The 15,844-nt window shown below is 62.3% G+C and carries 10 protein-coding genes; 6 read left to right on the top strand and 4 right to left on the bottom strand.

Translation table 11 applies throughout. The annotated features are described in order from the left end of the window. Positions 1-14: 14 nt before the first annotated feature. Together purT and WOB96_RS01560 are read left to right on the top strand one after the other, a co-directional pair. Positions 15-1,196 carry a formate-dependent phosphoribosylglycinamide formyltransferase gene (purT, locus tag WOB96_RS01565; protein WP_341369504.1) on the top strand — a complete coding sequence of 394 codons (1,182 nt, stop codon included), beginning with the start codon at positions 15-17 and terminating at the stop codon, positions 1,194-1,196. Next, positions 1,189-4,674, top strand: a complete 3,486-nt coding sequence (locus tag WOB96_RS01560; protein ID WP_341369503.1) for an FAD-dependent oxidoreductase — start codon at positions 1,189-1,191, stop codon at positions 4,672-4,674. Before purT ends, WOB96_RS01560 begins: the two co-directional genes overlap by 8 nt. 15 nt (positions 4,675-4,689) lie before the next feature. Here the strand turns inward: WOB96_RS01560 and WOB96_RS01555 are convergent, their stop codons facing one another. Then, the gene (locus WOB96_RS01555) at positions 4,690-5,874 is read right to left on the bottom strand and encodes a pyridoxal phosphate-dependent aminotransferase (protein WP_341369502.1); all 1,185 of its coding nucleotides are present in this window, start codon (positions 5,872-5,874) and stop codon (positions 4,690-4,692) included. Positions 5,875-5,939: 65 nt separating this feature from the next. Here WOB96_RS01555 and uvrB point away from each other — a divergent pair, with 65 nt between their 5' ends. Then, entirely contained in the window at positions 5,940-7,988 is a 2,049-nt protein-coding gene (gene uvrB / locus WOB96_RS01550) for an excinuclease ABC subunit UvrB (protein ID WP_341369501.1), read from the top strand. 65 nt (positions 7,989-8,053) lie between these two features. After that, positions 8,054-8,554: a low molecular weight protein-tyrosine-phosphatase gene (locus WOB96_RS01545; RefSeq protein WP_341369500.1), complete on the top strand. Its 501-nt coding sequence runs from the start codon at positions 8,054-8,056 to the stop codon at positions 8,552-8,554. Positions 8,555-8,597: 43 nt separating this feature from the next. On the opposite strand, the gene WOB96_RS01540 is transcribed toward WOB96_RS01545, so the two are convergent. Continuing rightward, on the bottom strand, positions 8,598-11,495 hold the full coding sequence (locus WOB96_RS01540; protein WP_341369499.1) for a ribonuclease E/G: 2,898 nt from the start codon (positions 11,493-11,495) through the stop codon (positions 8,598-8,600). A gap of 298 nt (positions 11,496-11,793) precedes the next feature. Here WOB96_RS01540 and rluC point away from each other — a divergent pair, with 298 nt between their 5' ends. Together rluC and WOB96_RS01530 are read left to right on the top strand one after the other, a co-directional pair. After that, positions 11,794-12,765 (top strand): 23S rRNA pseudouridine(955/2504/2580) synthase RluC, encoded by a 972-nt coding sequence (gene rluC, locus WOB96_RS01535; RefSeq protein ID WP_341369498.1) that lies wholly within the window; start codon positions 11,794-11,796, stop codon positions 12,763-12,765. Beyond that, the gene (locus tag WOB96_RS01530; protein ID WP_341369497.1) at positions 12,765-13,430 is read left to right on the top strand and encodes an HAD family hydrolase; all 666 of its coding nucleotides are present in this window, start codon (positions 12,765-12,767) and stop codon (positions 13,428-13,430) included. Before rluC ends, WOB96_RS01530 begins: the two co-directional genes overlap by 1 nt. Here WOB96_RS01530 and WOB96_RS01525 read toward each other — a convergent pair. Together WOB96_RS01525 and oadA are read right to left on the bottom strand one after the other, a co-directional pair. After that, positions 13,427-14,020, bottom strand: a complete 594-nt coding sequence (locus WOB96_RS01525; RefSeq protein ID WP_341369496.1) for a Maf family protein — start codon at positions 14,018-14,020, stop codon at positions 13,427-13,429. The two genes, WOB96_RS01530 and WOB96_RS01525, sit on opposite strands and share 4 nt — an antisense overlap. Next, positions 14,017-15,843 (bottom strand): sodium-extruding oxaloacetate decarboxylase subunit alpha, encoded by a 1,827-nt coding sequence (gene oadA, locus WOB96_RS01520; protein WP_341369495.1) that lies wholly within the window; start codon positions 15,841-15,843, stop codon positions 14,017-14,019. Before oadA ends, WOB96_RS01525 begins: the two co-directional genes overlap by 4 nt. Between the last annotated feature and the right edge of the window lies 1 nt (position 15,844).

The following is a 15,844-nucleotide window of genomic DNA, read 5'->3' as shown; positions in this document are numbered from 1 at the left end:
TCCACGAGGTAGACATGAAGATCGGTACGCCGCTATCCGCCAGCGCCACACGCATTCTGCTGCTCGGCAGCGGAGAGCTCGGCAAGGAATTCGTCATCGAAGCACAGCGCTTGGGCGTCGAAGTCCTTGCGGTGGACCGTTACGCCAATGCGCCTGCCATGCAGGTGGCGCATCGCAGTCTGGTGCTGGACATGACTGATGCCGATGCCCTGCTGGCCCTGGTGAAGCGTGAGCGCCCGGACCTCATCGTACCGGAAATCGAGGCGATCAACACGGATATTCTCGCGCATATCGAGGCGCAAGGACTGGCGACCGTGGTACCTAGCGCACGCGCCGTGCGCCTGACCATGAACCGCGAGGGTATCCGCTGTCTCGCCGCCGAGGAACTTGGCCTGCCGACCTCGCCCTATCGCTTTACCGACAGCGAAGCCGGGCTGCGCGAGGCCGTCGAGGCCCTGGGCTATCCCTGTTTCGTCAAACCCATCATGTCGAGCAGCGGCAAGGGCCAGAGCCTGATCCGCAGCCCCGATGAGGTGTCGGCCGCCTGGTCCTATGCCGCCACCGGGGCACGGGTAGCCGGTCAGCGCGTCATCATCGAGGGCAGGGTGGACTTCGATTATGAAATCACCCTGCTGACCGCGCGTACAGCCTTTGGCACGGTGTTCTGCGAGCCCATCGGCCACCGCCAGGAGCATGGTGATTATGTCGAGTCCTGGCAACCGCAGATCATGTCCGACAAGGCCCTGCGCACCGCCCAGGAGATCGCGCAGATCATCACCGACAATCTTGGCGGCTACGGGATCTATGGCGTGGAATTGTTCGTGCGCGGGGATGAGGTGATCTTCAGCGAATTGAGCCCGCGCCCGCACGACACGGGCCTGGTGACCCTGGCCAGCCAGGACATGAGCGAGTTCGAGATCCATCTGCGCGCCATTCTGGGATTGCCGGTCGCCCCTAAGCAATTGGGGCCAGCGGCTTCCGCGGTCATCTATGGCCAGGGCCGTGGCTGGGCGCCGCGGTATGGCAGGCTCGAACAGGCGCTGATGGTCCCCGAGTCACGGATCCGGCTGTTCGGCAAACCAGTGGCGAGCGAGCGTCGCCGCATGGGCGTGGCACTGGCCATGGGCCGCGATACCGACGAGGCGCGCGAACGGGCAGTCAAGGTCGCGCAAAACGTGGAGGTGATGTTTGAATGAAGCACTGCAGCTGAATCTACCCGGCCTGAAATACGCCGATCTCTTCATCCGGGAGGGCATGCTGCGGCTGGACGCCGCCTTTCTCGCCCTCGTGGATGAGGCCGATCCGGCACTTGGCGAGGGCTTGCGTCGCTATCGTCGTGACCCCGAAATGCCGGAGACGGAGAGCTCGGCCATTCTCATCGATGCCGGCCGGCTGCTCGACGATTTTCTCGCCAGCCTGTTTGGCATCATGCCCGCACGCGATGCCGGGACGTTTCAGGTGCAGCAGCAGGATCCCGTCTTCCTGTTCAAGGCGGAACTGGTGAAAGCCGTCGCCAAACGCCGCAGTCCGCCGCCGGGCGATTTTGCCAGCCTGAGCCTGCCCTTTGCCGAGGAACTTGCGGCAAGCGATCCTGAACTGGCCATGGCCGATCGCTGGCTGCTGGCGAAGGAATCCGATGATCGCGCCCTGCTTGATTTCATCGCCGACTGGACCTGGCATGCCCTGAATTCCCCGGAGGGCAAGGCTGCAACCGCCGGCTGGCGCAGTCTGGACCTGCCAAAACGGCTGAATTTCATGCGTCTGGTGGAAGCTGACCCGGTCCCCGACGATCCCTATGGGCGCCTTGAAGGCCCGCCTGATCGGCGGCGCAATCGCGAAGGCTTTTCCCTGACCGACAACAGCTACCGCAATCTGCGCCGCTCCCTGGATCATGTGCATTATTGCGTCTATTGCCACCAGCATGAGGGGGATTTCTGCAGCAAGGGCTTTCCGGAAAAAGGCCAGGGCGGTGATCACGGCCTACGCGTCAATCCGCTTGGCGAGACCCTGACCGGCTGCCCCCTGGGTCAAAAGATTTCCCAGAGCCACGTACTCAAGCGCGAGGGACTGAATCTCGGGGCCCTTTCCGTGATCATGATCGACAACCCCCTGTGTCCCGCCACCGGGCACCGCATCTGCAATGACTGCATGAAGTCCTGCATCTATCAAAAGCAGGAACCGGTGGACATTCCCTTCATTGAGACCAACATCCTCACCGATGCGCTGGCCATGCCCTGGGGCTTTGAAATCTACAGCCTGCTGACACGCTGGAACCCGCTGCGCCGCGACTATCCAGTACCTGCCGCCTATAACGGCATCAAGGTCCTGGTGGTCGGCGCCGGTCCCGCCGGTTTCAACCTGTCCCAGCATCTTCTCAATGCCGGCTTCGGCGTGGTCCTGATCGATGGCCTCAAGATCGAGCCATTGCCTCAGGAGCTGGTATATCGTCCGGGCCAGCCTCCACACCCCATTCGTGACATCAATGTGCTTTACGAGGATCTCGACAAGCGGCAGATGACCGGCTTTGGCGGCGTGGCCGAGTACGGCATCACGGTGCGCTGGAACAAGAATTTTCTCAAGGTGATCAACGTCGCCCTGCAGCGGCGTCAGCACTTCGCGGTCCATGGCGGCGTGCGCTTCGGGGGCACGCTCACTTTGGAGGATGCCTGGTCGCTCGGTTTCGATCACGTCGCCCTGGCGCCGGGCGCGGGCAAGCCCACCGTCATCCCGATGCACCAAGGGCTCGCGCGCGGCATGCGCCAGGCCAATGATTTTCTCATGGCCCTGCAACTGACAGGTGCTGCCAAGCGCGAAAGCCTCGCCAACCTGCAGATCCGCCTGCCGCTGGTGGTGATCGGCGGCGGGCTGACCGGCATCGACACCGCGACCGAGGCGCAGGCCTACTACATCCGCCAGGTGGAAAAAGTGCTGGATCGCTTTGAGTTGGTGGGCGCGCCCGAGGATCTGCCGCCGCTGGAGCGCGAGATCCTCGACGAATTCCTGGCGCATGGCCAGGCAGTGCGGGCAGAACGGGCGCGGGCCGCCACCGAGCAGCGCGCGCCGGATTTCCTGTCGCTGTTGCGCCAATGGGGTGGGGTGACCGTCGCCTTCCGCCGCGCCATGCGTGCCTCGCCGGCCTACCTGCGCAGCGATAATGAAGTCAGCAAGGCGCTGGAGGAGGGAATCTACTACGCCGAGGCCCTGAGTCCGGTGGAAGCGGAACTGGACCAGTACGGCCACGTGGCCGGCCTACGCCTTGAAAAACAGATGGAGGTTGGCGATGGCCGCTGGGTGGGCAGTGGCGAGATGCTGCGCCTGCCCGCGCGCACCGTGCTGGTGGCCGCCGGGGCGACGCCCAACACCGTCTATGAGCGCGAATATCCGGGCACCTTCGCCATGCATGGTCGCTACTACGTACCTTTCCGGGTGGAAGACGATGGCTTGATACCCGCGCCGCTGGACAGCCATGCCAAGGATCCGCGCATGGGCTTCCAGACCTCGCAGATAGGCGTCAGCATCTATGGCGACTGCCATCCGCTGTTTCACGGCAGCGTGGTCGATGCCATGGCCTCGGGCAAGCAGGGGGCGCTTGAGATCCGCAGGATCTTTCAGGACCGTCTGGACATTCCGGGAGATCCCGAGGAATTCGAGCACTTTCGCGCTGGCTTGAGCGAACGCCTGAGTCCGCGCGTATTGCGCCTGAACCGTCTGGCGCCGAATGTGGTGGAACTGGTGCTGCATGCGCCGCAACAGGCGCGCAAGTGGCAGCCAGGGCATTTTTTCCGTGTGCAGAATTATGAGGCGCAGTCACCCCTGGTCAACGGCACCCGCCTGCAGATGGAGGCCCTGGCACTGAGTGGCGCGGGCGCTGATCCTGAACGGGGGGAGTTGAGCCTGGTAGTGCTGGAGGTTGGCGCCAGTAGCCGCCTGATCAGCCGGCTCAAGCCCGGTGATCCGCTGGTGCTCATGGGCCCGACCGGCACGGCCATGCCGATCCCGGAAAACCAACGCATCGTCGTCATGGGCGGGCGTCGGGCGATATTTTTGTTGAGCGCGGTGGGGCCTGTCTGGCGGGCGGCCGGCAATCACGTGACCTTCTTTGGCTGTTTTGAAACTAGCGAGGAGATCTTCTGGCAGGATCGCCTGGAGGCCGCCTGTGACCGGATCTTCTGGTCCCTGGAACAGGGTGAGCTGCCCTGTGGGCTGCGTGCTGGCGACGAGCGTCTGCATGATAGCCCCGAGGATCTGGCCTCCCGCTGTCTGGCGGGCCGGCTGGACGATGCCCAGGAGATCCTGGCGTCGGCGGATGTGATCTGGGCCTTGGGCTCGGCGAAGATGATGCGCCTGAGTGCCGACCTGCTCACAGGCCCTATGGCGCCTTACCTGAAATCGGGCGTGCGGGCCTACGCCGGCGTCAACAGCCCGATGCAGTGCATGATGAAGGAGATCTGCGCGCAGTGCCTGTGCCGCCATGAGGAGCGCGACAGCGGTCAGACCAGGCGCATCGTGTTCTCCTGCTTCAACCAGAACCAACCACTCTTCGATGTGGATTTCGACAATCTCGGCGCCCGCCTGTCCCAGAACAGTCCCCAGGAACAGTTGAGCGACCGCTGGCTGAGCTACCTGCTCGACAGTCTCGGCGAAAATACTGGCGAGCGGGGTTCCGGGTCCTGATCTGGCGTGGATTCCTCAGCTTCCGAGAAAGCCTTCGATGCGGTCCAGCGCCTTTTGCAGGTTCTCCATGCTGGTGGCAAAGGAAATGCGAAGATAGCCCTCGGCCCCGAAGGCGGAACCCGGCACCAGGGCAACCCCGGCCTTTTCCAGCAACTCTTCGGCCAGTTCCAGATCATTTTTCAGGCCACGCTCGGCAATGACCCGGTGAAAGGATGGAAAGGCATAGAAGGTGCCCTGGGACTCAAGGCAACGCACGCCCGGCATCCGGTTCAGGCGCTCCACGACATAATCGTGGCGCTCCCGGAAGGCCCGCACCATCGGCTCCAGCACCGACTGATCCCCGCGCAGGGCGGCTTCCGCCGCCTTCTGGGCGATGGAGGTCGGGTTGGAGGTGCTCTGCGACTGAACCTTGGTCATGGCCTTGATCAGGGGCTCTGGCCCGGCGCAATAGCCAATTCGCCAGCCGGTCATGGCATAGGCCTTGGACACCCCGTTCATGACCACGGTGCGCGGCAACAAGTCAGGGCAGACATTGGCGATGTTCACGAAGGGCGCCTCGGTGAAGAGGATCTTCTCGTACATGTCGTCCGTAGCGATCAGCACCTGTGGATGCGCACGCAGCACCTCCCCAAGAGCTGCCAGTTCATCGGCGGTGTAGGCCGAGCCGGTCGGGTTCGAGGGGCTGTTCAGTACCAGCAATTTTGTCCGGGGCGTGATCGCTGCGGCCAGTTGTGCCGGCCTCACCTTGAAGCCGCTGTCCATGTCAGTCTCGACCACGCGCGGCGTGGCTTCGGCGAGAATGACGATATCGGTGTAGGATACCCAATAGGGCGCCGGCACGATGACCTCGTCACCCGGATTCAACAGGGCCTGACACAGATTGAAGAAGCTTTGCTTGCCGCCGACGGACACCAGCACCTGCGCCGGGCTGAAGTGCAGATCATTGTCGTGGGCGAATTTTTCGACAATCGCCTGCTTGAGACCCGGCGTGCCATCCACTGCGGTATACTTGGTGAAGCCCTCGCGGATGGCCCTGATGGCGGCTTCCTTGATATAGTCCGGCGTGTCGAAGTCCGGTTCCCCGGCGCCCAGGCTCACGATATCCCGGCCTTCCGCCTGCAGGCGGGCCGCTCTCGCTGTCACCGCGAGGGTGGGCGAGGGCTTGATGGCCTGAACCCGACGGGAAAGAAAAGTGTCCAAGCAAAGATCTCCCTGATTCCGTGCCCCGGGGGCACCCTGATAAGGCGTTAAAACCGCCTAATGATATGACGAAAAATTTTGAACTCAAGAGCCAATTTGAAGCGCGTGGCGATCAACCCGAGGCGATCCGCAAACTGCTCGACGGCCTGAACAACGGCGAGGCCTTCCAGACCCTTTTGGGCGTGACCGGTTCGGGCAAGACCTTCACCATGGCCAACGTGATCGCCCGCACCGGCCGCCCCGCCATGATCATGGCGCCGAACAAGACCCTGGCAGCACAGCTCTATGCCGAGATGCGCGATTTCTTTCCCGACAACCGGGTGGAATACTTCGTCAGCTACTACGATTACTACCAGCCGGAAGCCTATGTGCCGTCCTCGGACACCTTCATCGAGAAGGATGCCTCGATCAACGAGCACATCGAGCAGATGCGCCTGTCGGCCACCAAGGCCATCCTCGAGCGCCCCGACGTGATCATCGTCGCCACCGTCTCGGCGATCTATGGTCTCGGTGACCCCGGCGCCTATCACCAGATGATCCTGCATCTGCGCCAGGGCGACCTGATCGACCAGCGGGCCATATTAAAGCGGCTTTCCGAGCTGCAGTATACCCGCAACAACACGGAACTGAAGCGCGGTACCTTCCGCGTGCATGGCGACGTCATCGATATCTATCCCGCGGAAAGCGAGGGCGAGGCCCTGCGGGTGGAGCTCTTTGGCGACGAGATCGAGCAGCTCAGCCTCTTCGATCCGCTCACCGGCGCGCGCATCGCGAAGCTGGCCCGCTACACGGTCTATCCAAAGACCCACTACGTGACCTCGCAAACCGTGCTCAAGGGCGCGATCGGCCTGATCAAGGACGAACTGCGCGAGCGCCTGGCGCAACTGCGCGCCGCCGGCAAGGAACTCGAAGCCCAGCGTCTGGATCAGCGCACCCGCTTTGATCTGGAGATGATGGCGGAGCTCGGCTATTGCTCCGGCATCGAGAACTACTCACGTTATCTTTCGGGCCGTCCCGCCGGTGCCCCGCCGCCGACCCTGCTCGATTATCTGCCCGCCAACGCGCTGCTCTTCATCGACGAGTCGCATGTCACCGTGCCGCAGGTGGGCGGCATGTACAAGGGCGACCGCTCGCGCAAGGAGACCCTGGTGGAATATGGTTTCCGGCTGCCATCAGCCATGGACAACCGCCCGCTCAAATTCGAGGAATTCGAGGGTCTGATGCCGCAGACCATCTTCATCTCGGCCACCCCCGGCACTTACGAGATGAACCACTCCGGCCAGATCGTCGAGCAGGTGGTGCGCCCGACCGGTCTGGTGGACCCCCTGGTGGAAGTGCGTCCGGCCCGCAATCAGGTCGATGACCTGATCGGCGAGATCCACGCCACCGTCAGCACGGGTTTCCGGGTCCTGGTCACCACCCTGACCAAACGTATGTCCGAGGACCTCACGGACTATCTGAGCGACCTTGGCATCCGGGTGCGCTATCTACACGCAGACATCGACACCGTAGAACGCGTGGAGATCATTCGCGACCTGCGCGCCGGCAGTTTTGACGTGCTGATTGGCATCAACCTGCTGCGCGAGGGTCTGGACATGCCCGAAGTGGCCCTGGTCGCCATTCTTGACGCCGACAAGGAAGGCTTCCTGCGCTCCGATCGCTCCCTAATCCAGACCATCGGCCGCGCGGCCCGCAATCTGCAGGGCCGTGCGATCCTCTATGCCGACAGGATCACGGCGTCCATGCAGCGCGCCATGGAGGAAACCGAGCGGCGTCGCAACAAGCAGATCGAATTCAATACCGCCAATGGCATCATCCCGCAGGGCATCATCAAGCCGGTGGCCGACCTGATCGAGGGCGTCTATGCCCGCAAGCCGGGCGCACCGAAGGCCCGCGCCGCCGAGAAAGCGGGCGATTATGCCACGCCGACGGATGCCCTGGGTCTGGCCCGCAGCATCAAGCGCCTGGAGCAGGAAATGTACGAGCACTCGAAGAATCTCGAGTTCGAGAAAGCGGCCAGGACCCGCGATGAACTGCGGCGGCTGGAACAGCTCCTGCTGGGCGTCGATCCTTCATCGCTGGGCAAGCAACCGGCGCGCGCCCGCGCAAGTTGAGTTCGCCAGCAGCTGAGCGATGACAAGTCCCTGCCAGTGCAGCTAGACTGGCAGGGATTGCCATAATGCGAGCCCTTTGCATGACTCAGACTCCATCACATACGATCAGAATTCTCTTCGTCTGCCTCGGCAATATCTGCCGTTCACCCATGGCCGAAGGCGTCCTGCGTCATCTCGCCGCAGAGCAAAGCCTGAAGCTGGAAATCGATTCGGCCGGTACCGCCGACTATCACATCGGCGAGCCGCCGGACGAGCGCGCTCAGCAGGCCTGTTCTGGACGCGGTGTCGATATCACCGGCTTGCGCGGACGCCAGGTCAGCCCCGAGGATTTCCATCGCTTTGACTACATCCTGGCGATGGACACCGAAAACCTGCGCCGCCTGCGCGCCATGCAGCCCGCTGGCGCGCCCGCCAGGCTGTCACTCTTCATGGACTATGCCCCGGGGCCGCAGAAAGGGATGGCAGTGCCTGATCCTTACTATGGCGACTCGCAGGACTTCGATGAGGTGCTGAATATGCTGGAACTTGCGGCACAGGGACTGATCAAGCAAGTTTGTCAGGCCTGAAGCAGAAAGCCCGCCATTTGGCGGGCCTCTGCTTGCATCGAACTCAGTCGGGGTTCTGATCTTCAGGCATCTTGTCTTCTTCGGTCGCCTGATCCTCAGATATGGGGTCCCTGCCTGCACTGGCCCCAATGTCAGGCTTTTCCGGTGCGCTATCGACGGCTTCCTGCGTCACTGCAGGCATTCCCACCCTTGCAGCGAGCGGGCGACGGCGTGCGTAATGCGTCCGCTGCAATGCCCTGGCAGGGGTTGTTTCGGGTTTAGTTTCCTCGGCCTTTGTTTCCTGGGGCACTGTTTCTTCGGGTTGTTCAGCCTCGAAGTTCGGTTCGCTGGCAGTCGTGACGCTATCCTGCTTCAGACCTGGGGCATCCGGGATTTCCGCCTGTTGCCGCGACTGAGGCTGTACTGGCGGGGCATTTACATCAGAACTCCGGATATCGGGCTGCTCCACCCCTGTCTCCAGGGCTCGTTCAGTGGAACCGGGGTGTATCTCTGAACCCTCCTGAGCTTCAGACGAGGGAGCAGATTCCAGGGTAGACGGCAGCCCCGCCAGCTCCTGGTGCTCGCCAGCATCCATAGCAGCCGGGACATGCGTTTCATCCCGGTCTGTCTCCACCTGCAGCTCCAGATCATGCCAATCTCCCGGGGCCGGCTTCATACGATTACGCTGGACGGCGGCCTTGTTCCGGGCAGGGGCAGGCTGATCAACCGCCATTCCACGACCCTCCTGGGAAATCTCCACTGCAGCCATCTCTGCCACAGGAGTCGCTTGATGCCGCTGGCGCGGATGCGCCTTGGCCTCAGGCAGCGCTTCAGAGACCTTGTCCTGGGTCGCAGGTGACAATTCCTGGCCAGCACCCACTTCGCCCTTGCCACCCCGGCCGCGCCGCCCCCCCCGGCGATTGCGACGTGATCCGCTACGCTCGGACGGTTCGCTGGTTTCTGTAGCACTTTCGGCAGAAGCACTTGCTCTGGGTTGCAGGCCGGCATCTTTATCTTCGGTATCCCGCTTTTCCTGCTTCTGAGCATATTGCGCGCCAGCCTGCGGCGCTTGGCGGTCCGGACGTGGGCCCCTGTTTTCCAGCAGGCGCGGACGCGGACTCGAGGCTGGAATGTCTTGCGTCAGGTCGGGCGCGGGCACCGGCTCTGCAAGCAGCTGCGTTGGCGCGGCAGCTTCTGTCGGCAGGTCCGGATCATGGCGGCGTAGCAGCGCGTTCATGAGACGTTTCAGGAGACCCACGGGCTTGGCAAGCATGGTCAACGCCGGTGCTGCCGGTGCCGGTTCAGATGCGCTCGGTGGGGTGTCCTCGCGTGCAGGCAGAGGAGCCCGGGGAGCAAGATCGCCGGGCCGGACCGCAGGCCCTTCGTGAACCTTGACCGCCCGCAAAGGCACTGCCTCGGCCGGCAGGCTTTCCTGCTGAATGATCTGATAGCTCGGCAACTGGCCCTGGGTCATTTCCTGCACGCGCAGGCGATTGAGCTGGTAGTGCGGCGTGACCAGCTCCGCACTCGGCAGGAGCAGCAGTTTGATGCCGGTCTTGATCTCGATATCGACGATTTCAGCACGTTTCTCGTTGATCAGGTAAGTGGCGACCTCGATCGGCACCTGGACCTGAACCTGGCCGGTACGCTCCTTGATTGCCTCTTCCTGAATGATGCGTAGGATATGCAGGGCGCTCGATTCCACGCCGCGAATCTGGCCAGTGCCGTTACAGCGCGGGCAGGGCTGATGACTGGATTCCTCCAGGCTCGGGCGCAGACGCTGGCGGGACATCTCCATCAGGCCGAACTTGGAGATCCTCCCAAGCTGTACCCGGGCCTTGTCCAGCTTCAATGCCTCCTTGAGGCGATTTTCGACCTCGCGCTGGTTCTTGGCAGGACCCATGTCGATGAAATCGATGACGATCAGACCACCCAGGTCGCGCAGGCGTACCTGGCGCGCGATCTCCTCGGCCGCTTCGAGATTGGTCCTGAACGCGGTTTCCTCGATATCCTGGCCCTTGGTGGCACGACCGGAGTTGATATCGATGGAGACCAGGGCCTCCGTATGATCGATGACGATGGCGCCACCGGACTCGAGCCGGACCTCACGGGAGAAGGCAGATTCGATCTGATGCTCGATCTGGAATCGGGAGAAGAGGGGAATGCTATCCTGGTACAGGCGGATGCGCTTGATCATCTGCGGCATGATCGAGCCCATGAACTGGGAGGCCGCATCATGGGCAGACTGCGAATCGATGAGGATTTCGCCAATGTCCTCGGAAAAATAGTCGCGGATGGCCCGCACCACGACATTTCCTTCCTGATAGATCAGAAAAGGCGCCCCGCGGGTCTGGGAAGAGTCGCGGATGGCGGTCCAGACGCTGACCAGATAATTCAGGTCATTCTGCAGGTCGTCACTGTTCTTGCCGATCCCGGCGGTTCTGGCAATCACCCCCATGTTCTCGGGTATGTGCAGTTGCGCCAGCACCTCACGGATATGCTGCCGGTCCTCGCCCTCGATGCGCCGCGAAACGCCACCCGCCTTGGGGTTGTTCGGCATGAGCACGAGATAGCGGCCGGCCAGGCTGATGAAGGTGGTCAGCGCCGCACCTTTGCTGCCACGTTCCTCCTTCTCGACCTGAACGATGAGTTGCTGCCCTTCCCGGATGACATCCTGAATGCGCAGCTTGCGCCCGCCGCCATTGTCATCGCCACCATGCCCAGCATGGAAATACTCCCGGGAAATCTCCTTGAAAGGCAGAAAGCCATGGCGCTCCGCGCCATAGTCGACGAAGGCCGCTTCGAGACTGGGTTCGACCCGCGTCACTACCCCCTTGTAAACGTTGCTCTTTTTTTGCTCCTTGGAGGCTGACTCGATATCAAGGTCTACCAGCTTCTGGCCATCCACCAAGGCAACACGCACCTCTTCCGGATGCGTGGCATTGATCAACATGCGCTTCATATGTGAATTGTTCTCCTGCGCTCGACCTTGTTGTTCCGGTAATGGCCACGATTGGCCCGGAAGGGAGCGCGCCAAAAAATGTCAGTATGCAATATGGTAATGAGGCTGGATCGAAGGCCACAGACCAGGGCAGCATTATAATCATGATTGTTTAAGCGGTTCCGTGCTTATTCCCGCATGATACGGCGCGCCGGCGATTTTCGCATGACAAACCAGGCCAGCACCCTCGAAATCTCAGTATAGCAAACGTAGAATAGCAAATTTACTCAGCAGACTAAACAGGCAGCCCGGAGGCCCTTTGCAACCCACTTCACCAGGAGCTCTGACCAAGGTCCGCCAGCATCAGGTCGGGGCCGAAGAGGCAGGGCAGCGGATCGACAACTTTCTGCTGCGACACTTCAAGAACATCCCCAAGTCCCATGTTTATAAAATGCTTCGTTCCGGCGAGGTGCGCGTCAACAAGGGCCGCGTCCAGGCGACTTACCGCCTGCTGGAAGGAGATGTCGTCCGTCTGCCGCCGGTACGTGAACAGGCAGACAGCGACAAACCCCTTCCAAAGGCACCCGCCGGCCTGCAGTCCAGCCTGGAAACCGCCATCCTCCATGAGGACAACGCACTGCTGGTACTCAACAAGCCTTCTGGTCTCGCAGTCCACGGTGGCAGCGGCCTGAGCTTCGGCGTCATCGAAACCCTGCGGGCCGCCCGGCCTGATGCTCCCTTCCTGGAACTGGTACATCGGCTGGATCGGGAAACCTCGGGCTGCCTGATCGTGGCCAAGAAACGCAGCGCCCTGCGGGGGCTGCATGAACAGCTGCGTGAAGGGCAGATGGACAAGCATTATCTGGTGCTCGCAAAGGGCGCCTGGAAGGGAGGCGCGCAGAGCGTGGATCTGGCCCTGCGCAAGAACACGCTGCGTTCGGGTGAGCGCATCGTTCAGGCCGAGGCGGAAGGCAAGGCGGCTCGCACCCGTTTCGTGCCGGTGCAACGGTTTCGCCGCGCGGCCCTGTTGCGCGCGGAACTGGAGACCGGCCGGACGCATCAGATCAGGGTACATCTGCAGAGTATCGGTCATCCGGTGGCGGGGGACGATAAATATGGTGATCCGGAATTCAATCGGGAACTGCGCGAGCTTGGGCTGCGCCGACTCTTTCTGCACGCCGCCCACCTCAACTTCATGCATCCTGTGAAAGGGGAAAGAGTCATGGTTGAAGCACCCTTGCCCGAAGAACTTCAAGCAGTACTTCAAAAGCTGGATGGGAGCAGTAGCTGATGCAAAGGCGCTATGAACTGATCGTGTTTGACTGGGACGGCACTCTGATGGACTCGGTGGGCCTGATTACTTCCTGTCTGGAGACTGCCTTCCAGCGGGCAGGATTGCCGGTGCTGCCACCCGAACGTTACCGGGCCATCATCGGACTGGGACTTCAGGAGGCCATGAGCGAACTCATGCCGGATCTGTCCGCAGAGGCCCTGGAAACCGTCGTCGATCATTATCGCGACTGCTTTCTGTCCGCGCCGCCCGAATGCATGCCGTTCTTTGCCGAAGTGGAGAGCACCCTGGAGGCCCTGCATGGCGCCGGCTACCGCCTGGCCGTGGCCACCGGCAAGGCGCGCCGGGGTCTCGCGCGCCTTTTCGAGCAGCACGGAATCTGTCGGGTATTTTCGAGTTCGCGCTGCGCTGATGAAAGCCAGTCAAAACCTGCGCCGGACATGCTGCTGGAATTGATGCAGGAAAATGGGGTCAGCGCCGAAGAGACGCTGATGGTCGGGGACTCGCTGCATGATATCCGGATGGCGCGGGCCGCCGGCGTCGACGCCCTGGGAGTCGCGCACGGTGTGAATCCCTGCGAGGAACTGCTCGCCAGCGGCGCCATTGCCTGCCTTGCCAGCATGGCCGATCTCCTGCCCTGGCTCGAAGGGCGGGCAGGGCGCTAACCCAGCACCCTCGCGCCACAGTCAGCCAGCATTTGGGTCAACCGGATCAGCGGCAGACCAATGAGGGCGGTCGGGTCTTCGCCTTCCATGCGCTCGAACAGGGCAATGCCCAGGCCCTCGGACTTGAAGCTGCCGGCGGCGTCCACGGGATTGTCCCGGGCCACGTAATCACTGATTTCGGCAGTACTCAGCTGCCGTATCCGGACTGTAAACGGCACGATCTCGACCAGATGCTGTCCCTGGGCCTGACAGATCACAGCCAGCCCCGTCAGGAAGCGAACCGATTGTCCGCTCAGCATTGCAAGCTGTGCGCAGGCGCGCTCGGGGCTGCCGGGTTTTCCCAGGATCTGTTCTCCAAGCACTGCCATCTGGTCCGAGCCAATGACGATTGCCTGCGGGTGACGGCTTGCCACGGCCATGGCCTTGGCACGTGCCAGACGCAGCACCAGCGCTTCCGGCGTCTCGCCAGGCAGGGCTGCCTCATCCACCAGGGGCGGCTCCTGCGTAAAGGGCAGGCCAAGCCGTTCCAGGAGCGCACGCCGATAGGGGGAGGTGGAAGCCAGGATCAGCGGGCGGCTGATGTGCATCATTCGATCTCGATCAGGATTTCATCAGGATTGACGACGTCGCCCTTGGCGACATGCACCGCCACAACCCGGCCGCCAATGGGCGCATGGATCTCGCTTTCCATCTTCATGGCCTCGGTCACCAATACCGGGTCGCCGGCCTTGACCTGATCGCCGGACTTTACCAGGACCTCGACGATGGTGGCAGGCATGAAGGTGGTCACATGGCCGGCCAGGCTTGCACGTCGGCGGGGTGCCGGGCTTGGTTCCTGTGCTGCCGTTGCCGGGGCTTCAGCCTGAGCCCCCGCGCCATTCAGGATCTCGACATAGACCTCTTCGGGCATGCCATCCACGCTCACGAAGTAAGGGCGTTGGGCCTCATGGCTGATCCCGGTACCAAGAATGCGGATATGATAGGTTTCCCCGTGTACCGTGACATGGAAGTCGTTCGGCGCCCTCTGTTTGGCCGAGGTATCGACGGGAATCGGGGCGGGCGCTTCGGGAAACGCCTTTCCATGGGACCTTTGCTCGAAAAAACGGGTGGCAATATCCGGAAACAGGGCATAGCTCAGGACATCCTCCTCGCTGCTGGCCAGATCACCGATACGTGCGCGGAGCGAGGGAAGTTCAGGGCTCAGGCGATCGGCTGGCCGGCCTGTTTCGGGCAGGACATCGCCTATCGCCAATCTTTGCAGATCGGCGGCGACCCTCCCCTTGGGCTTGCCATAGAGCCCAAGCAGGTAATTTCTGGTTTCATTGGTGATGTGCTCGTAACGCTTGCCCGACAGGACGTTGAATACCGCCTGTGTGCCCACGATCTGCGAGGTTGGCGTGACCAATGGCGGGTAGCCGAAGTCCGCCCGCACCCGCGGGATCTCGGCAAGCACCTCATCCAGACGGTCCAGGGCACCGTGATCGCGCAGTTGGCTGATGAGATTCGACACCATGCCACCAGGCACCTGGTTGACCTGCACCCTGGTATCGATGCCGGTGAATTCGGATTCATGCGCCTGGTACTTGCGCCGGATCTCGCGGAAATAGGCTGCGATCTCCTGCAGCAGGGCCAGGTCGAGACCGGTGTCATGGGCCGTGTCGGCCAGGGCGATGACCATGGTTTCCGTGGGAGCATGCGAGGCGCCGCAACACAGCGAGGAAATCGCGGTGTCAATGATGCGCGCGCCGCCATCGATCGCGCGCAGGTGGTTCAGGGCCGAGAGCCCGGCCGTGTCATGGCTATGTGAATCCAGGGGCAGGGGCGTGGTCGCCCGAAGCGCCGAGAAGAGTTCGAAGGCCTTTTGCGGCGTGAGCAGCCCTGCCATGTCCTTGACGCAGATGCTGTCGCAGCCCATGTCCGTCAGTTCCCGCGCCATTTCGACGAAAGTGTCCAGCGTATGCACCGGGCTCTCGGTATAGGAGATGGCGCCCTGGGCATGCCTGCCCTGGTCCTTGATGGCACGAATGGAGGTTTCGAGGTTGCGCAGGTCATTCATGGCGTCGAAGACCCGGAACACGTCGATGCCGTTGGCTGCGGCCCGCTCGATGAAGGCCTCGACGACATCATCCGGATAGTGCCGGTAACCCAGCAGGTTCTGGCCGCGCAACAGCATCTGCAATCTGGTATTGGGCAAGGCCGCGCGCAACTTGCGCAGACGCTCCCAGGGATCTTCCCCGAGAAAGCGCAGGCAGGCATCAAAGGTAGCACCACCCCAGACCTCCAGCGACCAGAAGCCGACCCGGTCGAGCCTGTCGCAAATGGGCAGCATGTCCTCGGTCCGCATGCGGGTTGCCAACAGCGACTGATGCGCATCCCGCAGCACGGTTTCCGTGATGAATACCTGCTCCTGCATG

Source organism: Thermithiobacillus plumbiphilus (assembly GCF_038070005.1).
Taxonomy (GTDB): domain Bacteria; phylum Pseudomonadota; class Gammaproteobacteria; order Acidithiobacillales; family Thermithiobacillaceae; genus JBBPCO01.
This window is presented reverse-complemented; position numbering and strand designations above follow the sequence as displayed.